Annotated in this window: 16 protein-coding genes; 6 read left to right on the top strand and 10 right to left on the bottom strand. The window is 44.0% G+C overall.

Annotated elements, in window-relative coordinates:
- Nucleotides 1-441: 441 nt before the first annotated feature.
- Together rsgA and ACRRS1_RS17730 are read left to right on the top strand one after the other, a co-directional pair.
- Nucleotides 442-1482 (top strand): ribosome small subunit-dependent GTPase A, encoded by a 1041-nt coding sequence (gene rsgA / locus ACRRS1_RS17735; protein ID WP_432467244.1) that lies wholly within the window; start codon nucleotides 442-444, stop codon nucleotides 1480-1482.
- A 515-nt stretch (nucleotides 1483-1997) separates the two neighbouring features.
- Entirely contained in the window at nucleotides 1998-3575 is a 1578-nt protein-coding gene (locus ACRRS1_RS17730) for an alkaline phosphatase (protein ID WP_432451868.1), read from the top strand.
- Nucleotides 3576-3744: 169 nt separating this feature from the next.
- On the opposite strand, the gene ACRRS1_RS17725 is transcribed toward ACRRS1_RS17730, so the two are convergent.
- A complete protein-coding gene (locus tag ACRRS1_RS17725) occupies nucleotides 3745-4500 on the bottom strand; it encodes an Npun_F0296 family exosortase-dependent surface protein (RefSeq protein ID WP_432463765.1) in 756 nt (251 codons plus the stop codon).
- A 1900-nt stretch (nucleotides 4501-6400) separates the two neighbouring features.
- Between ACRRS1_RS17725 and ACRRS1_RS17720 the strand changes: the two genes are divergently transcribed.
- Nucleotides 6401-8278 carry a methyl-accepting chemotaxis protein gene (locus ACRRS1_RS17720; protein WP_432451870.1) on the top strand — a complete coding sequence of 626 codons (1878 nt, stop codon included), beginning with the start codon at nucleotides 6401-6403 and terminating at the stop codon, nucleotides 8276-8278.
- 203 nt (nucleotides 8279-8481) lie between these two features.
- Here ACRRS1_RS17720 and ACRRS1_RS17715 read toward each other — a convergent pair whose 3' ends face one another.
- Nucleotides 8482-11451: a DUF3857 domain-containing transglutaminase family protein gene (locus tag ACRRS1_RS17715; protein ID WP_432467245.1), complete on the bottom strand. Its 2970-nt coding sequence runs from the start codon at nucleotides 11449-11451 to the stop codon at nucleotides 8482-8484.
- Nucleotides 11452-11756: 305 nt separating this feature from the next.
- Between ACRRS1_RS17715 and ACRRS1_RS17710 the strand changes: the two genes are divergently transcribed.
- Nucleotides 11757-13058 (top strand): methyl-accepting chemotaxis protein, encoded by a 1302-nt coding sequence (locus tag ACRRS1_RS17710; RefSeq protein ID WP_432460044.1) that lies wholly within the window; start codon nucleotides 11757-11759, stop codon nucleotides 13056-13058.
- Nucleotides 13059-13191: 133 nt separating this feature from the next.
- Here the strand turns inward: ACRRS1_RS17710 and ACRRS1_RS17705 are convergent, their stop codons facing one another.
- The 6 genes from ACRRS1_RS17705 to ACRRS1_RS17680 form a co-directional block, all read right to left on the bottom strand.
- Complete coding sequence (locus ACRRS1_RS17705) at nucleotides 13192-14298, bottom strand: anhydro-N-acetylmuramic acid kinase (protein WP_432467246.1); 1107 nt, start codon at nucleotides 14296-14298, stop codon at nucleotides 13192-13194.
- 9 nt (nucleotides 14299-14307) lie between these two features.
- Nucleotides 14308-15885, bottom strand: coding sequence for a peptidoglycan DD-metalloendopeptidase family protein (locus ACRRS1_RS17700; protein ID WP_432460042.1), 1578 nt, complete (start codon nucleotides 15883-15885; stop codon nucleotides 14308-14310).
- Nucleotides 15886-16265: 380 nt separating this feature from the next.
- Entirely contained in the window at nucleotides 16266-17105 is an 840-nt protein-coding gene (locus ACRRS1_RS17695; protein ID WP_432460041.1) for a cobalamin-binding protein, read from the bottom strand.
- On the bottom strand, nucleotides 17092-18039 hold the full coding sequence (locus ACRRS1_RS17690; protein ID WP_432467247.1) for a cobalamin biosynthesis protein CobD/CbiB: 948 nt from the start codon (nucleotides 18037-18039) through the stop codon (nucleotides 17092-17094). Before ACRRS1_RS17690 ends, ACRRS1_RS17695 begins: the two co-directional genes overlap by 14 nt.
- Nucleotides 18039-18737: a 5'-methylthioadenosine/S-adenosylhomocysteine nucleosidase gene (gene mtnN / locus ACRRS1_RS17685; protein WP_432451877.1), complete on the bottom strand. Its 699-nt coding sequence runs from the start codon at nucleotides 18735-18737 to the stop codon at nucleotides 18039-18041. Before mtnN ends, ACRRS1_RS17690 begins: the two co-directional genes overlap by 1 nt.
- Nucleotides 18738-18800: 63 nt before the next feature.
- A complete protein-coding gene (locus ACRRS1_RS17680) occupies nucleotides 18801-19229 on the bottom strand; it encodes a GNAT family N-acetyltransferase (RefSeq protein WP_432451878.1) in 429 nt (142 codons plus the stop codon).
- A 406-nt stretch (nucleotides 19230-19635) separates the two neighbouring features.
- Between ACRRS1_RS17680 and ACRRS1_RS17675 the strand changes: the two genes are divergently transcribed.
- On the top strand, nucleotides 19636-20913 hold the full coding sequence (locus ACRRS1_RS17675) for an NAD(P)/FAD-dependent oxidoreductase (protein ID WP_432460040.1): 1278 nt from the start codon (nucleotides 19636-19638) through the stop codon (nucleotides 20911-20913).
- Nucleotides 20914-20995: 82 nt separating this feature from the next.
- On the opposite strand, the gene tyrS is transcribed toward ACRRS1_RS17675, so the two are convergent.
- Both tyrS and ACRRS1_RS17665 read right to left on the bottom strand, forming a co-directional pair.
- Nucleotides 20996-22279: a tyrosine--tRNA ligase gene (gene tyrS, locus ACRRS1_RS17670; RefSeq protein ID WP_432451880.1), complete on the bottom strand. Its 1284-nt coding sequence runs from the start codon at nucleotides 22277-22279 to the stop codon at nucleotides 20996-20998.
- A 172-nt stretch (nucleotides 22280-22451) separates the two neighbouring features.
- Nucleotides 22452-22835: a DUF2750 domain-containing protein gene (locus ACRRS1_RS17665; RefSeq protein WP_432451881.1), complete on the bottom strand. Its 384-nt coding sequence runs from the start codon at nucleotides 22833-22835 to the stop codon at nucleotides 22452-22454.
- A 172-nt stretch (nucleotides 22836-23007) separates the two neighbouring features.
- Here ACRRS1_RS17665 and ACRRS1_RS17660 point away from each other — a divergent pair, with 172 nt between their 5' ends.
- Nucleotides 23008-23928 (top strand): TIGR01212 family radical SAM protein, encoded by a 921-nt coding sequence (locus ACRRS1_RS17660; RefSeq protein WP_432463762.1) that lies wholly within the window; start codon nucleotides 23008-23010, stop codon nucleotides 23926-23928.
- Nucleotides 23929-23935: the final 7 nt, after the last annotated feature.

Raw genomic sequence — 23935 nt, 5'->3', positions numbered from 1 at the left:
CTTAAAATATCTCTATTTTGCACTATTTAATATTTTTAACTGCGAATTAAATGTTGAACAAAAGTGAGTATTCAGCTTACCTGCCCTAAGGGATCTGCCGCCCCAAGAGTCAGCGGTGCTTGTTACACGCAGTATGTTTGAATTGAGTGATGAACATCATTGTTAGAGACGGAATGATTGTTATGGGTGACGTGATGGGGTGTAACGAGTAAACATCAGGGTTTAAATTGAGATCGAAATACGCTCATTGGTAGGGTAAATTTACTGGTATTTTGTTATGATTGGCGACAATTTGAACACACATAAAGGACATCTGATGATTGTAATTAAAACTCAACGGGCTCAGGATTTAGCTTAAGTCATTTCTTGTCAAAGCCCGTATCTCCGGGGCGTTTCACTACGCCTTAAAATTTCACAAATTATGTGTTTGGAGTAAGCTCAATGGGCACTTCTTTTTCTCTATCTCAACTAGGATGGAAACCTTTTTTTCAACAACAACTTCATTTCGACGAGCTCAGCTTATTTCGGCCTGCTCGAATATTTGAACAACATCGAAGCGAATATTTACTTGCTTCTGAACAGGGGCTGGAAAGGCTGGCGATTACCCCGAATATGCCAAAAATGGCGGTCGGAGACTGGCTGTTACTCGAGCAACGCCAGTTTGTTCGGCAACTTGAACCTACGACTCTGTTTCGTCGTAAAGCGGTCGGTTCGCGCGCCGAGTTACAGCTGATTGCGGCGAACGTAGATACATTGTTTTTGGTGTGCTCAGTGAACCATGACTTTAAGCTCAGTCGTATTGAGCGCTATTTGGCCTTAGCTCATGAAGTAAAGGTTGACCCAGTTGTGGTGCTGACTAAAGTGGATCAATGTGAGTCAGCGGAATCCTACATTGAACAAGTGCAACAACTGGATCCAATGTTGCTTGTAGAGGCGGTGAATGCCTTGGATGCACAGCAAGTTAGCCAGCTAGAAAGTTACTGTGGCGAAGGGCAAACAGTGGCTTTTATGGGCTCGTCTGGTGTGGGTAAGTCGACCTTAATTAATACTTTGTTAGGCGAACCTACGAGTCTTACGGCTAGCATTCGAGAAAACGATAGTAAGGGGCGGCATACCACCACTGCGCGATCGATGCATATCATGCGGCGAGGCGGCCTATTACTCGACACGCCTGGCATGCGTGAACTGCAGTTGAGTGATTGCGAAGAGGGCGTAAAGGCTACCTTTAATGATATCGTTGAATTGGCCGCCCAATGTAAATTTGCAGATTGTCAGCACGAGCGTGAGCCTGGTTGTAAAGTACGTTTGGCGATAGAACAAGGCCAGTTTTCTGAGCGTCGTTTAAGTAACTATCGAAAACTGATGCGAGAACAACAGTTTAATGCTGCCAGTATCGCCCAGCGTCGTGCCAATGACCGAGATTTTGGTCGAATGGTAAAATCGACTTTGGCTGGTTCGCGAAAGCGTAAGTCACAGTACTGATTTGTGGTGACTTTATTTTTCGATATGTTGGTTAAGGTCGATTAAGGTCGATTAAGAAAACCAAACTCATAGCGTATGACGCTATGAGTTTTTTATTTTTGGCGAGCTGGAGCAGTACAAGGGCATCACATTTCTCGAAGCTAAATGGTCGATTGCGAGATCGAATATTGCCTTCGATTTATATCAACTAAGCGAGATATTGCCTAATCATGGTCGACTTTTAGTTAGCATTTGTTTGCTTAAATGATGTTCATCATTGCGCTTGGCAAAGTGATTTTTCTGGTTATTCAATCCGCCTGCGGCTTGAGAGTTAAGATGTGCTTTTTTCATTAACCAGTGGTTCATTTCATTTTTGGCAAAGGCGCTTGATTGCTCTGCGGCAACGTTATACGAGATTAAGGGGGCGTATTTAGCGTGATTATTATGTTTGAGTCGTCAAACAAATCACCTTTTGTCATAAAACTGTCAAACAACCTTGTTTAACTACCGCCGCATTTATACATAAGGAACATGAAATGAAGCAGATCGTTAAACCCCTCGTTTTCGCCGCAGCCACCTCGATGTTTTCTTTTTCTGTTTTATCGGCAGAAATTAAGAACGTCATTTTAATGATTGGTGATGGCATGGGCCCGCAGCAAGTCGGGTTATTAGAGCTATACGCGAACAATGCACCGCATTCTATCTATCGCGGTGAAACCACTGCATTGTATAAGCTGGCCCAGGAAGGCGTGATCGGTTCTTCGTTAACTAATCCAGAGGAGGCCATCGTTGTTGACTCTGCATGTTCTGCAACGATGTTAGCGACCGGGGTATATACCGCCTCTGAGGTGATCGGAATTAACTCAAATGGCGATCATGTAGAAACGGTGCTGGAAAAAGCCAAACGGATGGGCAAAGCCACCGGACTGGTTTCTGACACCCGTCTCACCCACGCGACTCCTGCAGCCTTTGCTGCCCATGAACCGCATCGTTCTTTAGAAAATGAGATTGCGTCTGATATGTTGGCAACTGGTGCCGATGTGATGCTGTCTGGTGGTATTCGTCATTGGATCCCTAAATCTACCAATGATAAAGGGGAGACTTATAAGGCGCTTGAGTTATTGACTCAGGGCGATGTGAAGCTTAAGTCTAAGCGTAAGGATGAGCGCAATTTGCTGAATGAAGCGCAAACCCAAGGCTACAGTTTGGCATTTAATAAAAATATGTTGGCAAATGCGTCAGGTGACAAATTATTAGGTTTGTTTTCTTATTCGGGGATGAATGACGGCATTGCTTATAGCCATACTAAAAATGATCCGAAACGCACTCAACCAACATTGAAAGAGATGACAGACAAAGCTCTGGAGGTATTGGCTAAAGATCAGGACGGCTTTTTCCTTATGGTGGAAGGGGGGCAAATTGATTGGGCTGGACATAGTAACGATGCTGGCACGATGTTACATGAAATGATCAAATTCGATGAAGCGGTCAATTCAGTTTATGAGTGGGCGAAAGGTCGTGAAGATACCTTGATCATTGTGACCGCAGACCACGAAACAGGTTCGTTCGGTTTCAGCTATTCTTCAAATGACTTACCAAAACCAGAAAAACGTACTGGCGAAGCATTTCAAAAACGCGATTATGCGCCTAACTTCAACTTTGGTAAGTTTGATATTTTAGACGGTTTGTATAATCAGAAAATGAGTTATGCAGATATGCTTGCTCAGTTCGACAAATTGGATAAAGCGCAACAAACTCCAGATCATTTAGCTGAAATTGTGAACGCAAATAGTGATTTTTCGATTACCTCTGAGCAAGCAGCTCATGTGATGGCAACCAAGCCAAATCCATACTATAAAAAAATGCATAGCTACTTATCTGCGAATGATGTGCCTGCTATTAATGACTTCGACGCGTTCTTCCCTTATAACGACCGCGGTAACGTATTAGCGCGCCAACATGCGACGGGCCAAAATACGGTTTGGGGTACGGGCACGCATACTCATACTCCGGTCAATGTTTTTGCGTGGGGACCGTTAAAAGAAATCATTCCGGTTTCTCGAATTATGCACCACTCTGAATTGGGTCAATATATTAAAGATATGGTGAAATAGTCGGCGGTTTTCACGCTAATATTTACACGATGTTCTTGTCAAACGGTGCTAAGCAAAGGTTTAGCACCGTTTTTACATTTATAAATAAGAATTAGTTTATGGAGAATGCGCAGTGACCGAACCGCCAGCACTGTTCGGATTATCCTTTAGGTATCAGAGCCCAAAGGCTCTATCGAGCGTGTTCAGTTCGCTGCCTGCACCTAGTCTGACGAATCATCAATAGTAACAACCCCAAGCCGATTAACCAGCTGCTTTTGGGCTCAGGTACGCTGACCGCCGCTAATGTTAAACCAGTAATGCGCTCGCGCTGGATGCTGGTTGTGTGATTATCGGTTTCGAAGTTTCGGCCAAAGAACTCGATTGAGACTATTTTATCAGCCTCTGTTTCTGCAAATAAATTGACATAGCCATAAGGCTCGCGTTTATTTCCGCTCACTCTCGTTGGGCTGCCGTAGTGCTCGGGTTCCAATACGGCTGCATCTAAAATTTGGTGAGTGGCAAACATTAAGTTTTCAGACTTGGTGGTAATACGCAATTGATTACCACTATCACCTGCGCTCCACCAAAAACCAAAATACCCGACGGCTTGGTCAAAACTTAATTTTACAGCGCTGTTATTCGGAATAAATAGGTATTTCCCTTCGCCAAATGCCCCCCCATAAACCCCAAATTTGTGGATCTTCGCGGTGCCTTTATTTACCGAGTAATAGCCAAAATCGGCTTGGTAACCCTTGGCTAGGCTGTTGTTCGATAGTAGGTCAAAATCTTCGGTGAGGGTTAATCCGCTCACTTGAGAGCTTTGAATGCCTGGTTTTTCGATACTGTAGATAACGCCTGCCTGGCTGGCTAATGAAGTGAATACTGTTGTTAGAATGCTTGAACAGAGTGTGAATTGCATGAGTATTTTGTGAAATCTTGCTTGCATTTGATACCTCGACTGGATCGCGCTAGCGTTGGTGGTTTTAGGTGCTGTTGATTACCGAGTAATCCAGTTTCATGCCAGTTTTATTATATTTTTTATTTTTCAATTACTTATCGCTTAGTTCTTATTGAAATAGAATACATTTCTCGAAATGCAAACTAGGTATTCGCTTTTTGCAAATTCGATTATTCTTTTGATAGTTCAAGGGGGAAGTACAGTTTGTGGGAGAGGGACTCGTTATTGACTTGACGGTGCTCTCTTGGTCACTGAATCGTTTATTTAATTGATGATTTGTATTTGTTAGCTTTATGACAGGAAGGAATCATAGAATAATTATTGTCCCTGATAATTTTTGAGTTTAAATTGGCTTGTACAAGGATAATATTGTATTAGTTGTTTGGTTATATATATGAACCACAACTAATACATGCAGTTCTACTTTAGAAAACGGCATTATATAAGTGTCTATTTTTAATGGGTTTTTGCCTGATTTGTGTTGCGGAAATCTACTTTTGTATATAGAATTGTTTTTATATTATTATCGCTAAGCAAAGCTTTAAAAATACCAGCCAATTAGATTTAAATACATCCGCAGGTTGTGCCTATAAAAATTTAATTACATGTTTAAAAATAACGTATGGGGCTTAGATGAGTCAGTTAACTAGCTTAAGTCATCAGTGTACACTGTGACATCTACCTTATGCCATCGTTCATCCGCTTGAAGGCATAAGTAAGCACTGCTATTTGCCGCGCACGACCCTGTTCCCCCCGAGAATGCAGTATCGGGTTGTTTGTGATCGGGATAATCATTGTAAACAACTCTCAAGGCTGGTCTGGCAATCGACCACTTTGGGTGAGCAATGGTCAACAAGAGGTGAGTGTTGCAGGCTATTTTAGATGAAGCAGCAAAGCTAGCGATTAATGCTTTTGATTCCTCACGCATTATGTCGGTGATATAAAAAAGCAACTGGCCAATGCTTAGATGGCCGTCAAGCTCCAATCAAGCGCTAAGATTTATCTCGCTCTGATGCTTAAACCAGATCGACAGCTATACCTTGTCGAAGAGTGTTTTCCGCTAGGCTTATATTCTTAGCAGAAGCCAGATACCAATACTTATTCCCAAGCGTTTTCTTGTCGCTGCGTGAACAGAGAACTCTCAGTAACCCTTCGAGTAAATCTGAGGGTGGTTTATTCGCATCGATGATGCGCCTGTGGGGACTTATTCGAAGCGAACCATCGCTGCATTAGGCTTGGTATTCGTTGCGATGCGCTAAAATTATTTGTATATGCTGGCATTCAGGTGCGCATAAAAATAGCTCTAAATGGCTAGTAGCGGTTTCACATCGATAGGTGTCAGTTATTCGAGACAGCTCCCTTCAATTAGTTTTTATCAATTGGTGGAGCGGTATTTACTAAATGCTATTTTTAAATGAGTCGAGAATATATCGGACTCAAATAACGGCACTGGTCTATTGAATGCGATTTTGTATTGTAAAATATTGTTCTTTCTGGAATTGAACACTGTAGTCAACTCTATGCAGAGTTTAAATCCTCTGCAGCTGCCATATGGAATAGTGTTTTAATCTAGAATATATATTCTAGCGGTCTAATATATGGCATTTGTCTTATTCTAGGTATTTTGCTTATTCACAAAAAAATCACACCGGAAAAGTAAATGACTTCCCTCTGCCTTCATTGAGAGAAATTTATTAAAGGTTTTGCTTCTAAGCCCTTAAAAATCATCTAATATATATAAAAACGATAAACGAGAGGGTAAGCAGAAGTGCTACAATAATTAATCTTTTATTTCTATCTCCCATCTAAGTCATATATTCATCCCGGCCAAGTTAGGTCGAGATATTGACTGTTTTCTGATTTGTGAAGTGATACATAGAGAGCTTATATGAACAAATTTAAACTTCAAATTGTTGGCACGCTCAGTGCCATTATCCTCATCATCGTAGTGCTGCTATCGAGTCTAAGTTTTAATTCTTTCAGAACAGAAAGTATTTATTTACATGAAGAATTACTTCGTGAAAGAACGATCACTGTTGAGACTAAATTGAATGAAAAACTCAAAGCTTATAAGCAGATGTTATCTTCGATTCAAGTTGCTCCTAAGGATTTTTCCGACGCAGGCCTATCTGAAAAATTGGTCACTGAGCTGAAGGCATTACGTCGTTCGATGGGCAAGATAGGCGATGGTGTTGCGGTATTTAACAGAGATGGTGAAGTGTATTTTGAAACTGGTAAAAAGCTTAGTTTTAATGTGAAGGATTTGAACCGTGCATTTTACACGGCCTTGTTCAAACAAGGAGAAAGCTTTTTTGTCTCGCCTCCTTTTGAGTCGAAAGAAAGTGGTAATACGGTTGTCGCGATTGCTTATAAGCTCAGCGATTCAGCAGCCGTGGTGGCGAATGTATATTTGGCTTCAATACTTGAAGATATTGCGAACCGTAAAGATATGGTTTTATACACCGCCGATGGCACTATTTTGCTATCCGCCTATCCAGATTTTGTCGGCAAAAATATCTTTACCAAGCGCCCTCTATATAAACAGTTTAGCCCAGAGTCACCGAAGTTATCTTACGAAAGCGAAGTGAATGGCGAAATGGTCGCCTTCACTGCTTTTTGGGGAAAACTTGAACAGGCGAATATGAACTTTATTACTTACATTCGTAATGATCAAATTCATGAGAGTGCAGATGAGCAGTTATGGACATCTATTGTTATCGGTTTGTTTTGTCTGATTATTGCTATTTTAGTTTTATTAGTGGCCTTGAATAAGCTGGTGATTAAGCCGGTTGGCGGCGCTCCCGATGACATTGCAGCTTTAATGGAAAGTATGTCGAAGGGACATTTAAGTCAAAATCTAAAGGTGACGGGTCAAGAGACAGGGATCTATCTTTCATTGGTGAATTTATCCAGACAACTGAATGAGTTGGTTAATAACTCTCGAAGCATTTCTGAAAGTGTTTCTTCGGCATCTCAAGAGTTGAATGTGGTTATGAATGAGACTCAGAACAATGCCAATCAAGAGTTGATACAAGTCGAACAAATCTCAACTGCGATTAATGAGTTGTCATCAACCTCTCAAGAAGTGAGCAGTAAGGCGGGTTTAGCGGAACAAGATGCCGAAAAAGCTCAAGCGAATGTGTCCAGTGGGCAGTTGGTTTTAGAAGAAAATATTCGTCTTACGGATCAAATTCATCACTCGGTAACAGAGGCTGCCACTATTGTGGAAGAACTCAGGCAGTTTGCTATTGAAATTGGCTCGGTCACTGAAGTGATTACCAGTATTTCGGAGCAAACTAACCTTCTGGCGCTCAATGCCGCGATTGAAGCTGCTCGCGCTGGTGAACAAGGACGTGGTTTTGCGGTGGTTGCCGATGAAGTGAGAAACTTGGCATCGAAAACTCAATCATCGACAGTCAAAATTCAAGAGATTATCGAAAAACTGCAATCTCAATCGGATAAAGCAAATCAGCATATGATTGGGAATGTAGAGTTGATTGAAGGCTCAGTAACTTTGGCCGACCAGATCAAAGCATCTTTTGAAGATATTTCGACAGCGGTAACATCTATTTTGGACATCAATAGCTTGGTGGCCGAATCTTCACAGCAGCAATTCATGGTGACGGAAGACATTTCGAAGATTACGACACAAGCTTTTGACTCCGTGAATCAAAATGTTGCAGCGGTGAGTCAGACTTTACAAGCATCGGAAGAGTTAGCGCAGCTGGCTGAATCGCAGAAAAAAGAGTTGTCTTTCTTTCATTAGTAAATCAAGTTCGCTTGTGTTCAAAACTTGGCTTGGTCGCTTGAGACGGCAAAGCCAAGGGCCGAGCACTAGGCCCATCATCGAGAAAGGCTCATGTCTTGCTGAGTCGTGGTGGGCTCGAATAGCTTGATTGGCGTTGATAGCCTTATGGCGGATACTTCAAGTCGCACTCAAGGGTATCTATCCTTATGCGAAGCATTGATTTAAGGACTGGCTTGCCAGTGTTTTTTTAGTGCTGTAACAAACTGTTGATCCTTATGGTCAACATTGGAAACGTAAAGTATAAACTCACTACCGTCTTTTCGAATGACCGTCACGGTCGAGTTTTTGTTGACGGTTTTTGCCCAATCAACTTTAATCTGTCGGATCTCGCTATAGGATGCTAGCTGTTTGTTTATTCGTTGCTCATCGTCCTTCCAATAGGAGAACACATGGCGCTGGGTGAAGCCATTTCCATCATTTCCCACAAAGAATAAAGCATCACTATAAAAGTAATCTATTTGATCTCCGGGTTTAATAATACCCTGACGCTGCATGGTTTTTATATCGTGGTCTAGCAGCCATGTACCTTTCACAACGGTATCACTTGGAATGACTCCAAATGATGAACTTACTTGAAACATAAATAATGGGGCCGTTAATATCGTCAATAAATAGTGGCGGAAACGCCACTTTGAGTTTCTCAACATGGCTGCTGAATCTGGGCCATTAATAAATAAAATATAGTTTGCTAAAGGAATCACGAGGGCAACACTAAGTAATAATGAAAGGAGTTGCCAATAGTCTGTATTAATGATGAATCCACTTGCTGAATAAATCAAAGCAAGCAATATGGCAAGCCATTTATTGGGTAAGTGGCTTTGAGTAAAACGTTGCTCATTATCAGTTTTGAGTTTACGCCATAGTGGATAATACCAAAAAATACTGAAACAGGCTCTGGCCCAAGGCATTGAAGCGTTTTGTTCTTGCTGTTTTATATATTGAAAGTTCTGATAAAACCAATATACGGCATATAAGCCAAAGCTCAGTACCCACATCAGGGCTAGCTTTACTATCGAGACTGGAAAGAACAGCGCTTCAGTCTGGTCGGCAGTGTGCTTACGCTCCATGAGCCATAATAACATCACCAGTAAATAGAGCGCTCCATATACCATAAGTACGGTGGTAGCTGTTAGATACTGCATCAGCCAAGCGAGCGTCGAATTACCATCAGCTGCTGACGAATGACTTTGAATGATGCTATAGCTGAGGTGGTCTTGGGTTTTTTGGATAGCCTTACGATAAGCTGAGTAATCTTCTGGTGATATATGATCCAGTTTACTTTGATATTGATAGATTAAACTTAGCTGTTGTTTCGTTTTATTGAATTTGACCTGATGACTGAAGTGAAAAAATGGATTGTCTTCAACAAAGCTCTCATTATCAAAATTCCAGTCGCCGTCTGTTAAATCGATATCAATGGTTTGTTCTACGCGATGCGGATAACTGAGATAAAGCGGGTCAATCCGGCTTAAATCATCGGGAACCTGAAGCGAGGAACTCACTAAATTCGCATAAAAATCGGCTTGAGTGCGCTGTTGTTCGGAGTCGTTTTGCCAAAAGTTTTCAATTTGGTATTGCTCGTCGCTGCGCAATATATTCAGTTCGGTGTCATCCGTATATCGAATGGCTTGTGATACTGATGTTTTTGGGTAATACCCCTGAAAAAACTTTAAATAATCTTGCTGGATTTGCTCGAGACTATTTTCGGCTAAACGCTGGCGCTGTCTTTCGGCATCTTTACCGATATCTTGGGTTGTTGATAAGAACTGGCTTGGGCCTTCATCGGCAAGGATAAAGTGGTCGTGAACCAAAATGCCATGCTTGGCCTGAGAGACTTGCATCTGCGTTAATTGCTGGTGGTCTTTTAATAGCACCAAGGCCTTGCCAAAATCGGCTTGGTAAATATTATCGATGTGACCATGTTGAAAACTACGGGTGGGATCGAGCCAATAACGCCGTCCTTTATATTCAAGATAGGTAATCACATGATCAAAGGCCTGAACGTTTGGCAAGATGCTATCCAATTTGTCTTCGGTATTTACTAGCGCCGGATAAGCCTTAAATCCTAATTCTTTGAAGAGTGTGAGTAATAATACGGTTTTGTCTTTACAGTCGCCGTAGCGATTACGCAGCGTTTCGAAAGCAGGGGTGGGAATGTGTGAGTTTTGGTTGAGCTCGATGGCAAAGTAGCGAATTTCATCTTGAACGAAACGTAATGCGGCTGAAATTTGTGCTTCTCGATCGTGATGATGTGTTTGAATATCGCTGACTAAGTTTTTGATGTGTTGGTCGGCGATCATCGCATCCCGGTAGAATGGTTCACTCCAACGAGCGACTTCCGCCCAAGACTGAAGCTCACTAAAATAGACCTTTGCTCTGGGGTCGAAGCCAATCGGTGTATTGTCCTCAATTTTTAGCGCTTCAATCCAATTTTTTTGGATCAGGTATTCTGTCCCATGAACTGTTTGATTTTCGATGACCTCTTGCTCAGTATTTTGTAACTGGTAGTAAAGTAGTGTGGCTTTGTTCCATAGGATCCGTAACGAAAATTTAGCCAAAGGAACCGACCAATTGAGTAAGCGTTGATAGGCAAAAATATTTTGGTAGGCTGGATTCATGCCCTGGATACTGTAACTGTATTCGATAATATCGCCGACGCGAATATCATCGAGAATGATATTAAGTGTCATTTCCCCCTGATAGACCAGTTTTTCCAATTCTTCTTCACGTTGGAGCAGCTTGATAAGTGCCGAGTTGCGTTTATTGATGGGCTGCTGGTCTCTAATCACTTGGACCGAATGTAAGCGCAATTGTTGGTAGCTAGGGTCAAAGTCGATATTGATTTGGGAGTTATTTTCGACACCTGTTTGATTCACGATGTAATCAGCATAATGATAGTAGAACTGTGATTGTTGCTCTTCAACCTTGAGCTGAGTATCTGCTAATAAGTAATAGACACCATTTTGAATTTGATTATTTTGAATAAGCTCGGGATCAGGGAGAGCTATCTCGCTCACCCAGTTTGGTTTTGGTGCGGTGGGAATATGATCGTCGGCCTCACTCATCGCACAGAAAATCAACAGCAAGCAGAGTAATAATTGAAGGGATATTTTATTTTGAACAATCTTCATTTGCTGTGACTTTAATCCTTTAAAACAGCTAATTACATGAATGTTAGATTTTTGTACATTTTGTCAGTATGCCATTAGTTTACAGTTGACTCAATAAGATCAAAAAAAACAGACTCTTATGATCGAGCACAGCGGAATATACGTGATTAGGTGGTGCGATATAACAATATTTAAAAATGTGTGTGATGTTCAAGATATTTAATTCGCTCTATGGTGAACACCGTTCTATATTTTAGTGGCACCACATTGATTTCATACCGCAATAGTATGTTAAGAACGCTTATTGTCATAGTAAAGGGGAACCTATGTTCGCAACCAAATTGAAAGCAGAATTAGCCAAAAATATTGAAATGATGAGCGAACTAGAGGGGATAGTGTCTTCGATTAAAGCCAGTGTTGCCACCATCGAATTTTCGACAGATGGAAAGATACTCGATGCCAATCCTTTATTCTTAAAGACGATGGGCTATCAACTTGATGAGATAGTTGGTAAACACCATTCGATGTTTTGTAAGTCAGCATATGTCGCTAGTCATGAGTATCGCAGTTTTTGGCCCGAGCTGAGCAAGGGAGTTGCGCATCAAGGGACTTTTGAACGAGTGGCTAAAAATGGTCACACCGTTTGGCTTCAGGCAAGCTATTTTCCAGTTAAAAAGAATGGCTCGATTTTCAAAGTTATGAAAATCGCCAATGATGTGACGCGAGAGTATTTAGAGTTAGAGAGTAAAAACAACATTATGCAGGCCTTGGAACGGTCTTTAGCGATCATTGAGTTTGATCCCCAGGGAAATATATTGCGTGCCAATGATAATTTTTTAGCCACGGTCAAATACAGTCAGGAGCAAATTAAAGGACAGAAACATAAGATGTTCTGCGATGAGCTCTTTTATCAGGAAAACCCAAATTTTTGGGCCGATCTTGCCAAGGGAGAATTTAAGTCTGGGCGGTTTTTACGAAAGACCAGCTATGGCGAGGATGTTTGGCTGGAAGCAACTTATAATCCGATTATTAACCGTGAAGGCAAGGTGACTCGGGTCATTAAATTTGCGACCGACATTTCTGCGCAAGTCGCGAGAAACTTAGCCGTGGCAGAAGCCTCTGAAATTGCATTGAGTACTTCTATCGAAACCGCACAAATCGCCAAACAAGGCTCTGAGCTTTTACAAGACTCGGTTCGGCTTTCTGGCGGTATTGCTGATCAAGTCAAGCAAACTTCTGGGCGAGTACAAGAATTGAATATTAAGTCCCAGAGTATTGAGGCGATTGTTTCAACGATTAAAAGTATCGCCGAGCAAACCAACTTACTGGCCCTAAATGCGGCGATTGAAGCGGCCAGAGCTGGTGAACAGGGGCGCGGATTTGCAGTGGTTGCGGATGAGGTGCGCTCATTAGCCTCCAGAACCAGTCAATCTACTTCTGAGATTGCCGAAGTGGTATCAGAAAACCAGAAATTGACCAGTAGTGTCACCAAAGCCATGGAGGAAGTTGCGGCTATTTCAGCCGAAGGTATGGATAAAATCTCTGAAGTTTCAACGGTAATGGATGAAATTTATAAGGGAGCAGAGAATGTTTCGAATACGGTGACGCAACTCTCCGAAACTCGCTAGTCGTTTTACTGGCGGGATGACGCGTCATTCAGTTGTTGCCCTCAGGCAAGTTTATAGTATCTGGTTTGGCACTTTTTACTCGAGGCTGTCGTTTGACGCTTTGCTTGGGCTCTTAATTCGCAAGATTGGTCTCTTACTTTGCAGGATATAGTGCCCCCAAAATTGCTGCTCTGCTTGCTCCGGTGACCGAACTCGCATTGCCTGCTTGTTGTTCGATGAAGCAGCGAGCTAGCCAGGCAAATGCCATCGCTTCTAGCGCTTGTTCTGGGATCCCCAGTTCTGAGGTTCGACTGAGTCGTAAGTTGGGAAGGGCCTTGGCTAGTAATTCCAGTAAAAATGGGTTGTTATCGCCGCCGCCACAGACATAAACACAACCCTTATCATGCTTGTTCAGTGACTGAGCAATGCTTTGAGCGGTAAGGTGGTACAAGGTGCATTGCACGTCTGCAGGTTTGATTTTAGCGAATCGGGCTTGTTGGAGATGGGTATCTAGCCAAGCTAAATGAAAGTACTCTCGCCCTGTACTTTTGGGGGCGGGTAGGCAGAAATAGTTATCACTGAGCAAACAGGTCAATAATTCGGGATTTGGCTGGCCACTACGCCCCCAATGACCATGGTCGTCATAGGCTAAGCCTTTTGGGTGGTGGCGTTGAAAATGCTGGTCAAGTAAGGTATTGCCGGGCCCCGTGTCGTAACCGAGTAGCGTTTGGTTAGCGATGAGGCTAGTGATATTCGCAATACCACCGATGTTTAAAATAAATCGCGCCTCGCTGGGGTCACTAAAAATGGCTTGATGGAACGCTGGTACCAGAGGAGCGCCTTGGCCCCCTAAAGCCATATCTTTATTGCGAAAGTCGGCAATCACATCAATACCAGTTGCGACCGCAATGTGACTGGGGCTTCCGATTTGCAAGCTAAATCCGAGTTCAGGAAAGTGACGAATGGTTTGCCCATGGCTTCCAATTGCTTTTATTTGGGTGGGCTCAAGTCGAGCTTGTGCTACCACTTGGTTTGCGGCGTTTGCAAACAGTTTCCCCATTGCCACACTGGCTTGTGCCATCGCTGTTAATTCATTCGTTGCCGGACTACATAAGCGGTGCAGTTGGGTTAATAAAGTGTTAGGAATGGCCTGCTGGTAGTGGGCTAATAAACATGGTGGCTGTTTTGCGAAGTCAACCAACACCGCATCGACCCCATCCATGCTGGTGCCAGACATTAAACCAAGATAAATTTCGCTCATGTGAATCGCTTAATTCATGGCCAATAATACACGTTTGGTATTATCGAGTTGGGCAATCCGTGACTTAGCCGTAGGCAAGAAGCGTTTTTTCTTATCACCCTTAAGTGGCGTAGACGTCGGTAGTTTCACCGTTCGAGGGTTTTTATGTACACCGTGAACCAAAAACTCATAATGTAAATGTGGCCCGGTAACACGACCGGTAGCGCCTACCGTACCAATTATTTTCCCTTGTTTAATTCGTTGTCCAGTTTTTACATAACGTTTTTTCAAGTGCAAATATTTGGTGACATAGGCACTGCTATGTTGAATAAACACATAATTGCCATTGTATTGATTGTATCCTGATTTTATCACCCGGCCATCGCCTGCAGCCTGAACTGGCGTACCCGGTTTCGCCGCATAATCGATCCCATTGTGTGGACGAACCTTTCCTGTCACCGGATGTAAGCGGCGAGGATTGAAATTGGAGCTGATATATTTAAAATTGACCGGCGCGCGTAAGAAGGCCTTGCGCATGGGGCGCCCTTCTGGTGAATAGTAGTTATCATCATCGTCGTTGCGAACCGCTCTAAATACTTCGCCCTGATTAATAAATTCGGCGGCAATAATATTGCCATTGCCAGCATACTGTCCGTCAACATAGTATTCTTCAAACAACACCATAAAGCTGTCGTTGCTGCGAATGTCGAGCGCAAAATCGATGTCCCAACCAAAAATGGCCGCTAAAGCCATGATTTGTCCCTGACTGAGTTGTGCGCTAATTCCGGCATTCCAAAAACTTGATGTAATGTTGCCTCGCGCAAAATTGGTTCTAATTTCTAGCGCTTTTGTTTCCACTCTGGCCTGAAATTGTTGCTGTTCATCACGCTCAATAATTAAGGTTTGGTATTTTGAGCGTGGATAACGTAATTCTATTAACTGGTCATTTTCATCTAAGTAAAAATCTAGTTTATCGCCAGGATGCAGGGTTCGCAGTTGATGTGCTTCGCCGCCTAACTGATCGATTTGATAGAGGCTCTTTGCGCTGAGTCCAACACGAGAGAATAATAACGCCATACTATCGCCAGATTTTACAGTTTGTCGTTTTAGGGTATAAAAATGTTCTTCTTCGGGCTTGAGTTGGCTGCTCTCGATTGCTAAGTCTAAACGGTAACGAACACCACGTTGTAGTGGCTGTTTGGTATCGAATTGGCTGAGCCGTTGTTGCACTTCGCTTGCTTTTAGACTTTCCTTTGAGGCGTTTTCAGTTGCATTGAGAGTTAAGGCGCTGATTGGTTTTGACTGCAACGAAGGGCTTGCCTGTGGAGCCGCTGAGCTCGCTTGTTGTAAGTGCGCTTGGTTAGCGGTCGATTGACTGCTATTGGCTTTCTCGTGAAGATCTTGTGAGTTGTTTAAATCACTGCTGGCTGGCTCTGAGGTCTCATTTGAAGGCAAACTGATTTGAGCTACCGGAGCAGATAAATCGATAGGTTGGCGTGATTGTTCTGCTGATACGGGAGGGTCGCTGGGAAAGAGCAGTGCGGCCAGCACTACAATCAGCGCAATCAATAAGAGCCGTCTATGACGTTTTGGTAATAAGCTTGCCAATCTACTTCCAACATACAAACAAGAGATTAGGCCGATTGTAGCTAGATGCCGGTCAGAATGCCAGATTCAGTGCGTTTGCTGGCGATTTATCCATAATAAATTGAAGCTAAGACCCAATTTGGCGCAAGTTGACAAAAGGTGGTGCAAGCGTTTTCGCTTCGATTTATAAACATAATGTTGTGGTCGTTAAGCGCTCAGGATAATGATTGGTACACTGAGGGAAAGTTGAGTTATTGGTGAAATAAATCGCTAACAGGATGCTTATTGGAGGCTGTCTGTGTTGAAGTTTTGTTTATACTTATTGTTCAGGTAAAGCTGGCACAAGACTTTCATTAGTTCATCTGAAGATTTTTCTTCACTCGTATATGCTCTCGTCCCACTCAGTTATCTGAGTGGGTTTTTTTTCGAGTTTTTTCTAGAACATCACATAGCTCAGTTAAGCTTTCGAGAGTGCGTAGTGTTAGCCGATGTGCTTTATCGGGATCTAAATGATAGATGGTTTGCTGCTGTACTGCTTGTAGTTGCGGCCATTTATTCCAGAAGTGATTGAATGCCCACTGAGCCACAATGATTGCCTGTGGATTGGCGGCCAATACCAACTCTTCAGATAATAAGGGATAAGGTGCTGGCGCTTCGGCCATAATATTCTCACCGCCGCATAAGCGGATCCCATCGTTAATCCAACTCTTGGCTGAAATACTGCGTAGTGGATTGTGCCATAGTTGATAAAAGACACTGACCTTAGGCCGAGTTTGGTAGCGTTGTTGAAGTTGCTTCAGAATTTGTTGGCTTTGTTGACTGAGTCGCAGACCTTGCTGCGGCTCTCCTAGGGCTCGCCCCAATTGTAATATTTCTTGTGGTAGTTGCAGCAGTGTTTTGGGAGCCGATACGTAGACAGCAATATTGAGTGCCGCTAATTTCTGAGCGAGACCTTTTTGATTCCCCTGTTGCCATACCAACACTAAATCGGGCTGCAAGGCCAAAATGCTCTCTAAACTAATGTATTGGTAGTTACCTATTCGCGGTAGAGATTTCGCCGCCTTAGGGTAGTCGGCGTAATCTACGGTGGCAATCAGACGATTGCCAGCACCTAAGGAATACACTAGTTCGGTCAAGTGAGGGGCTAAGGATATAATACGTTGTGGTTTGCTTACCGCGAAGCTGTTAAAACTGAAGCAAAGTCCTGCAATGAGCAGCCAAATTCCTCTATAAGTAGACAATACGCGCCACATAGATTGGGCTGAGTAACAATAAAAATAACAAAGCACTCATATTCAGTTTTAAGGCTAGTCGGTCTAATTCAGCGGCTTTGGGATAATGTTTACTAGGGCCAAATCTAGCTTGTTCAACTTTTTTTTGTTGATAAAGGCGAGGCCCTCCAAGCTCACTTTGTAGACTAGACGCGGCGACGCCGAGCAATTGACCGCTGCTGCTGTAGGGCCAGCGAAATCCTTGCTTACCTGCTGTGAAGTTGCGTCCGTAATGACCATAGCAGCAAAAAATTAAACAGAGTATGCGGAAGGGGAGCCAGCTAAAGGTTTGATAAAGAATGCTCGCAGTGCGACCAAATTGTCGATATTGCACTAGCTTGGGGTTCCAAGTTTGATGTAACTCGCAGACTAAGCGATAGCTTAAGGCTGGAACGATACCGCCGACCATAAACCAAAAAATCACCCCAAACCAATTGCTAGCTAAGCGGAGAAGCAGCATCTCGGCGCTGGCTTTGGCTACCCCCACTGCCGAAAGCTCTTCACAATCGCGCAGTACCCAAGGGCGAAGTAAGCTGCGGGCTTGCTGATGCTGCTGCCTATTGATCAGCAAAGTGATTTTGTGATAGCTGTGCATTGGTTGTTGCCATTGCAATAAACACAGTAATAACAAGGGGTCAACCAGCATTGTTAAGGGATTCAGTTGATTAAACAGAACTAAGCCTATGGCTAAAGGTAGCACTAGGGTAAACAAGGCCATGCTGCCAGCTAGACGCTGTTGTCTGGTTCCATTACTGCTCCGATTGACTTTTTGCGCTAACAGCTCGGCTAAGCGACCAACAACCAACAAGGGTTGCTTGAACAGCTGGCCGCTGATCAGTCGCTCTAAGGCAATGCCGAGTAAAGGGATGCTAAGGCTGAACCAAAGCCAAGAGCTTTCATCCATTAGCGTTGCAGCTGTTGCAACATCGCTAGCACAAGGGCGGTAGAGTGCTTGGCTGCGGTTTCTAAAAATTCATCAAAAGACGCGGGTGATTCTTTACCAGCAATATCCGATAAAGCACGGATCACAACAAAGGGCACTTTGGCTAAATGGCAAACCTGAGCGATTGCCGCTCCTTCCATTTCCACCGCCATCATATTGGGGAAGTCAGCGCGGGCTTTTGCTACTCGCTCTGGGTCGGCCATGAAAATATCACCAGTACAAATTAAACCTCGGACGATTTGATGCCCCGATAGTTGTTGAGCGGCCTGCTCGGCAAGCTCAATTAACTTGCTATCGGCCTTATAGGCGGCGGGGTTGGCTGGTAGTTGACCCATTTCGTAGTTAAATGCGGTGAGGTCAACATCGTGGTAACGCAGCTCCTCAGAAATGACTACATCACCCACTTTTAGCTTGGGATCGAAGCCGCCAGCAGAACCAGTATTAATCACTTGGCTGGGCTGGTAGCGCTGCAATAATACGGTGGTGGCGATCGCTGCGGCAACTTTACCAATACCAGAGCGAGTGACCACAACGGGATGCTGATTAATCTCTCCACTATAGAACTCACAACCTGCAAAGCTGTAGGTCTCACAGTTGTTGATTAGTTCGCGAAGTGCTACCACTTCTTGTTCCATTGCACCAATAATTGCCGTTGTCATAAGTGTCTCTGTAGTTAAAGAAGAAATCCGCCAGATTTTATCATAAGCCGATGGGATAGACAGCTATAGATCGCGCACAAACACGTGTTGTGATTTGCGATGTTTAAAGCCGATATGTTGATAAAATTGGTTGGCCTGTTCACGAGTGGTATCGCAACGGACCCGAATTTCACCTACCCCGCGACTGTTTGCCCAATGGCGGCATTGTTTCACTAAGTGGCGGCCAATGCCTTGTTTTTGGTAGTTCAAGTCGACAGCCATGCCACTAATTTCGGCAAAAGGAAGTGAGCCTAAACGTAAGGCTACATAAACATGTACCCAGCCAATCACTTGCTCTTGTTCATTGAGGTAAACAAAAGATTGATGGGCAGGGTTTTCCAAAATGGCATGAATGTTCGGTAATACAGTTTGTGCCGTTGGGTGGTAGCCAAGTTGTTCAGCCAATTTGGCCACTGCGCTGGCATCTTCTTCACGAATGGGACGAATATGCATAGTTTTCCTTATGTTCGTTAAAATTCACTATTATTTTTATCAGTCAATAGTTACCGCCTTCTGCGGCAGACTGCAAGCAGCTTAGGTAAGATTTATGACTTTTTTAAGTCTGTTACAGGGATTTTGTTGCCAGAAGCTTGTTGCAAGTGTAATTGTCCCGAGAAATCAGCGGCGAAATCGGTATTCGTCTCATCATTAACTTCGCTATATTATCCTTGTTTATTGAGGGCTTAGTATTATCTATCAAGCTTTCTGACTCTGCATTACAGCTAGAGAGCTGCGAAATAATGTAAAACGGCGTGGGTCACATTTCTGTATCGCTATAGACAATAGTCGTATTGTAGGGCTTTCTAAATTAGTCTTTACTAATTTAAATTCTCAGCTTGTTATAGCAGGAGTTCGTTAGATGTCGCATATTGTGGTATTGGGTGCTGGATTGGGTGGTTTAGCGGGGGCTTACGATCTTAGAAATAGATTGGGTAAATCACATCAGATCACGGTGGTAAATGAGTACCCCGCATTTCATTTTGTTCCTTCTAATCCATGGGTGGCGGTGGGATGGCGAAAGCCAGAACAGATCTGTATTGATTTACTTAAGCCTTTGACTAATAAACAGATTGACTTGGTGGTGGGACGAGCGACTTTACTAGATGCTGCACATAATCGGTTGGAGATAGAAGGGGCTGATGACTTGCAATATGACTATCTGGTGATCGCAACTGGGCCCAAATTAGCTTTTGAGCTGATTGAAGGTGCAGGGCCTGTGGGCGGTTTTACTCAGTCGGTTTGTACCTTAGGGCACTCGATCGAATGCTATCAAGATGTGCAAAAGCTCATCGAAAACCCCGGTCCAGTGGTCGTGGGGGCTTTTCAAGGCGCGAGTTGTTTTGGTCCTGCCTATGAGTATGCACTGATTTTAGATAAGGCGCTGCGGGATGCGAAAATCAGGCATAAAGTCCCGATGACCTTTGTGAGTCCAGAGCCTTATATTGGTCATTTGGGGCTGGGTGGGGTCGCTGACTCTAAATCGATGTTGGAAAGTCAGCTGCGTAATCGGCACATAAAATGGGTGGTTAATGCCAAAGTTGAGCGGGTGAGTGAAGGGAGCATGCGAGTGGCTGAATGTGATCACCAAGGAGAGCTGAGAGACATCCATGATTTAGCATTTGTACATGCGATGTTGATCCCTCCTTTTAAAGGAGTTGAGGTGGTGGCTCAGGTACCAGAACTGTGTAATGAGAAAGGCTTCGTTAAGATAGATGAGTTTCAGCGCTCTCCCCATTATCCAAATATTTTCTCGGCTGGTGTTTGTGTAGCGATCCCGCCTGTTGAAGTTACCCCAGTGCCACTAGGCACACCAAAAACCGGTTATATGATTGAGTCGATGATGACCGCGATTGCAGAAAATATTCATGCCGATTTAACTCAGCAACCAGCCACAGCAAAAGGCAGCTGGAATGCGGTTTGTTTGGCCGATACCGGGGATGGTGGGATCGCATTTGTGGCGATGCCACAGATCCCTCCGCGTAATGTCACTTGGTTTGCCCAAGGCAAATGGGTGCACTTAGCCAAGGTTGGTTTTGAAAAATACTTTATGCATAAGATGAGAGCTGGAACCAGCGAGACATTTTACGAGAAGTTTGTGATGAAAAAGCTTGGCATCGAGCGTTTAGAAGATGAGTAGTTTATAGCACGCTGATCTTCGAGGATTGACCAACAATAAAGGTGCTGTATTTTGCGGCACCTTTATTGTTGAGTTCTATTGTTTAAGCCCAAATCACCAAGCTGAACAGCTTTTTACCGCGCTTTATTAAGGTGTATTTGCCAAACAATGCGCCGTTTGCACTCAGCTCTGCCATTGGGTCAGTGACTTTCTCGCCATTAATGGCAACCGCACCATTACCAATGAATTCACGCGCCATCTTGTTCGATTTTGCCAGTTCGGTGGCGGTTAATAGCTCAACCAAGCTGGCTTGTGTTTGCTCAATTTGACGACAGGGTAAGCCATCTTGAGCCAGCTGCTCTAAGTCTGATTCGCTGAGCGAGCTTAAGTCACCAGAAAATAGCGCTTGGGTGATCCGCTCTGAAGAGGCTAAACCTTCTTCACCATGTACTAAGCGGGTGACTTCACGAGCTAAGATGGCTTGCGCTTCAGGTCGGCCCTGAGCACTTTTATCACGCTCTTCAATGGCAGCAATCTCTGCAACACTTAAGAAGGTGAAGTAACGAAGGAATTGGTAAACATCGGCATCGGCGCTGTTAATCCAAAACTGGTAGAATGCGTAAGGAGAGGTACGTTTAGGATCGAGCCAAATTGTGCCAGTCTCAGTTTTACCAAATTTAGTGCCATCGGCTTTGGTGACGAGCGGCATGGTTAAACCATAGACTTTATTGCCATACATACGGCGCGCCAGATCGATACCGCCAGTAATATTCCCCCACTGATCGGAGCCACCAATTTGCAGGGTGGTATTTTCTTTGTCGCTCAACTCGGCAAAATCGAAAGATTGCAGCAACATATAGCTAAACTCGGTGAAAGAAATGCCCGATTCATCGCGGTCGATACGCTGCTTCACCGACTCTTTCTTGATCATTGCATTTACGCTGAAGTGTTTACCCACACCGCGCATGAAATCAATCACGTTGACGTTGCCAGTCCAATCGAGGTTGTTAATCACTTTCGCCGCATTGTCTTGCTCGCCAAATTCAATAAATTGGCTGACTTGTTTTTGTAGCTTAGCAACCCAACCAGTCACCACTTCATCACTGTTGAGTTTACGTTCGGCCGCTTTAAAGCTTGGATCGCCAATTAAACCAGTTGCCCCACCCACTAGGGCTAAAGGTTTATGGCCTGCCAGTTGAAAACGCTTCAACATCAATAGTGGCACCAGGCTACCAATGTGTAGGCTGTCGGCGGTGGGGTCAAAGCCACAATACAGGGTGCGGGCTCCACTAGAAAGGTGTTCGGCCAGTTCTTCGTCGGCAGTACATTGGGCGACTAAACCACGCGCCTTAAGATCTTCTATTAATGGATTAACCGTTGTTGTCATAATTTAACCTGTATCTATTGCTGTGCCCACGGGGGCGGTGAACAAATTTCGAGCCGAAGATTCTACACTTAAGCTAGCGCTAAAAAAACAGCTTAATGCCGCTAACTGGCCTATTTAAGCTGAACTTGGGATAAATTGCCTGGTGCTTGGCTCGTTTCGCCTGATTTTGCGCTTATTTTATTTTGCCGCTTGAGAGTTCTTCGGCGAGATCGAGAGGCGCGACAATGGTCCCTTCTCCAGCAAAGCTGGGAGCAACGGCAATGTCGAAGCCATCTTGGCTCATACCGGGCGCCCATTTCTCGATAAAATCGTCGAGCGAAATTGCAAGCGATTGAAAGCTGGAATGATCTTTACTGGCCCAGTGTTCCGCAAATGCAGGTTCGCTCCATAGTAACAGGACTTTTTCTTCGCCGGTTTCGATGATTAAGCAACCCTGCTCATCACTTAAAGTCCATAGTTGTTGCGCTTGGCGAGCCTGCTCTACAAACGACTGGTAACGTTGTTTGCTGGTGAGACGGTTGTATTGCTCTATGGCGGCATTGTCGCTGCTACTCATATTGATTCCTAGGTGATAAATTGCGGCGCACAGTATAACAGCTCTGTTTGATCAAAATAGCCTTTAGATCTGTCGTTGGATTGATCTATGCCGATGCAGTGCTCGGCGCTTATCGCTAGACTGGCTTCCGTGATTTTAAGCTGGTTTTGGTCAACGTAGGTAAGTAGTTGTTGTGCAATTAGATTTATATGTAAATACGCTCGGGCGTCACTTAAAGCAGCAGTTTGCTGGAAAAGTCCGCAAACTTAGTGTGGATGGTGATTTTACCTGTCCTAATCGCGACGGTAGTATTGGCGTTGGCGGCTGTACTTTTTGTAACGTGGACTCCTTTGTGAAACCCGAACAAAAACGTTTATCAATTGCTGAGCAGCTGACTGCGCGTAAAGCTGAAATGAAACATAAAAATATCGCTTATCTCGCCTATTTTCAGGCCTATACTAGCACCTATGCTGAGATTGAATATTTACGTTCGATGTATCAGCAGGCTTTAAATGACCCATCGGTGGTGGGCTTGTGCATTGGTACTCGCCCAGATTGTGTGCCAGATGCGGTATTAGAAATGTTGGCCGAATTTCAGCAGCAAGGTAAAGAAGTGTGGCTGGAGTTAGGAGTACAAACCGCCCACAATGAAACCTTGAAGCGAATTAATCGAGGGCATGATTTTGCGGCTTTTGAACAAACGGTGGCGCGGGCTCAGCGACACAAAATTAAGGTTTGCGCGCATTTAATTTTAGGTTTGCCAGGAGAAACGCTAACGCATTACATGCAATCGCTTGAGGCTGTATTGGCTTTGGATATTGCAGGTATTAAGCTACATCCCTTACACGTGGTGGAAGGCAGTACCATGGCTAAGGCTTGGCGAGCGGGTCGTTTAAGCACCATGAGCCAAGCTGAATACGTGAGCGCAGCGGTAAAGTTGATCCAGCATACGCCGCCACATGTGGTGTTTCATCGGGTGAGTGCGCATTCACGCCCTCCCATATTATTAGCGCCAGAGTGGTGCCAGAATAAATGGTGGGCACTCACCGATATTGCGAAAGCACTGGCTGAACAAGGCGCTCAAGGAACAGCCTTAGCCACTAAAGTTACTTAGTGTGTGA

Origin of the sequence: Agarivorans sp. Z349TD_8 (genome assembly GCF_050870825.2) — a bacterium.
Classification (GTDB): Bacteria; Pseudomonadota; Gammaproteobacteria; order Enterobacterales; family Celerinatantimonadaceae; genus Agarivorans.
Note: the sequence above shows the minus strand (reverse complement) of the source record. Positions and strands in the feature narration are given on the sequence as shown.

Coding starts and splice junctions, on each gene's coding strand:
- rsgA (WP_432467244.1), top strand. CDS start 442: ATGGGCACTTCTTTTTCTCTATCTCAACTAGGATGGAAACCTTTTTTT.
- ACRRS1_RS17730 (WP_432451868.1), top strand. CDS start 1,998: ATGAAGCAGATCGTTAAACCCCTCGTTTTCGCCGCAGCCACCTCGATG.
- ACRRS1_RS17725 (WP_432463765.1), bottom strand. CDS start 4,500: ATGCAAGCAAGATTTCACAAAATACTCATGCAATTCACACTCTGTTCA.
- ACRRS1_RS17720 (WP_432451870.1), top strand. CDS start 6,401: ATGAACAAATTTAAACTTCAAATTGTTGGCACGCTCAGTGCCATTATC.
- ACRRS1_RS17715 (WP_432467245.1), bottom strand. CDS start 11,451: ATGAAGATTGTTCAAAATAAAATATCCCTTCAATTATTACTCTGCTTG.
- ACRRS1_RS17710 (WP_432460044.1), top strand. CDS start 11,757: ATGTTCGCAACCAAATTGAAAGCAGAATTAGCCAAAAATATTGAAATG.
- ACRRS1_RS17705 (WP_432467246.1), bottom strand. CDS start 14,298: ATGAGCGAAATTTATCTTGGTTTAATGTCTGGCACCAGCATGGATGGG.
- ACRRS1_RS17690 (WP_432467247.1), bottom strand. CDS start 18,039: ATGGATGAAAGCTCTTGGCTTTGGTTCAGCCTTAGCATCCCTTTACTC.
- mtnN (WP_432451877.1), bottom strand. CDS start 18,737: ATGACAACGGCAATTATTGGTGCAATGGAACAAGAAGTGGTAGCACTT.
- ACRRS1_RS17680 (WP_432451878.1), bottom strand. CDS start 19,229: ATGCATATTCGTCCCATTCGTGAAGAAGATGCCAGCGCAGTGGCCAAA.
- ACRRS1_RS17675 (WP_432460040.1), top strand. CDS start 19,636: ATGTCGCATATTGTGGTATTGGGTGCTGGATTGGGTGGTTTAGCGGGG.
- tyrS (WP_432451880.1), bottom strand. CDS start 22,279: ATGACAACAACGGTTAATCCATTAATAGAAGATCTTAAGGCGCGTGGT.
- ACRRS1_RS17665 (WP_432451881.1), bottom strand. CDS start 22,835: ATGAGTAGCAGCGACAATGCCGCCATAGAGCAATACAACCGTCTCACC.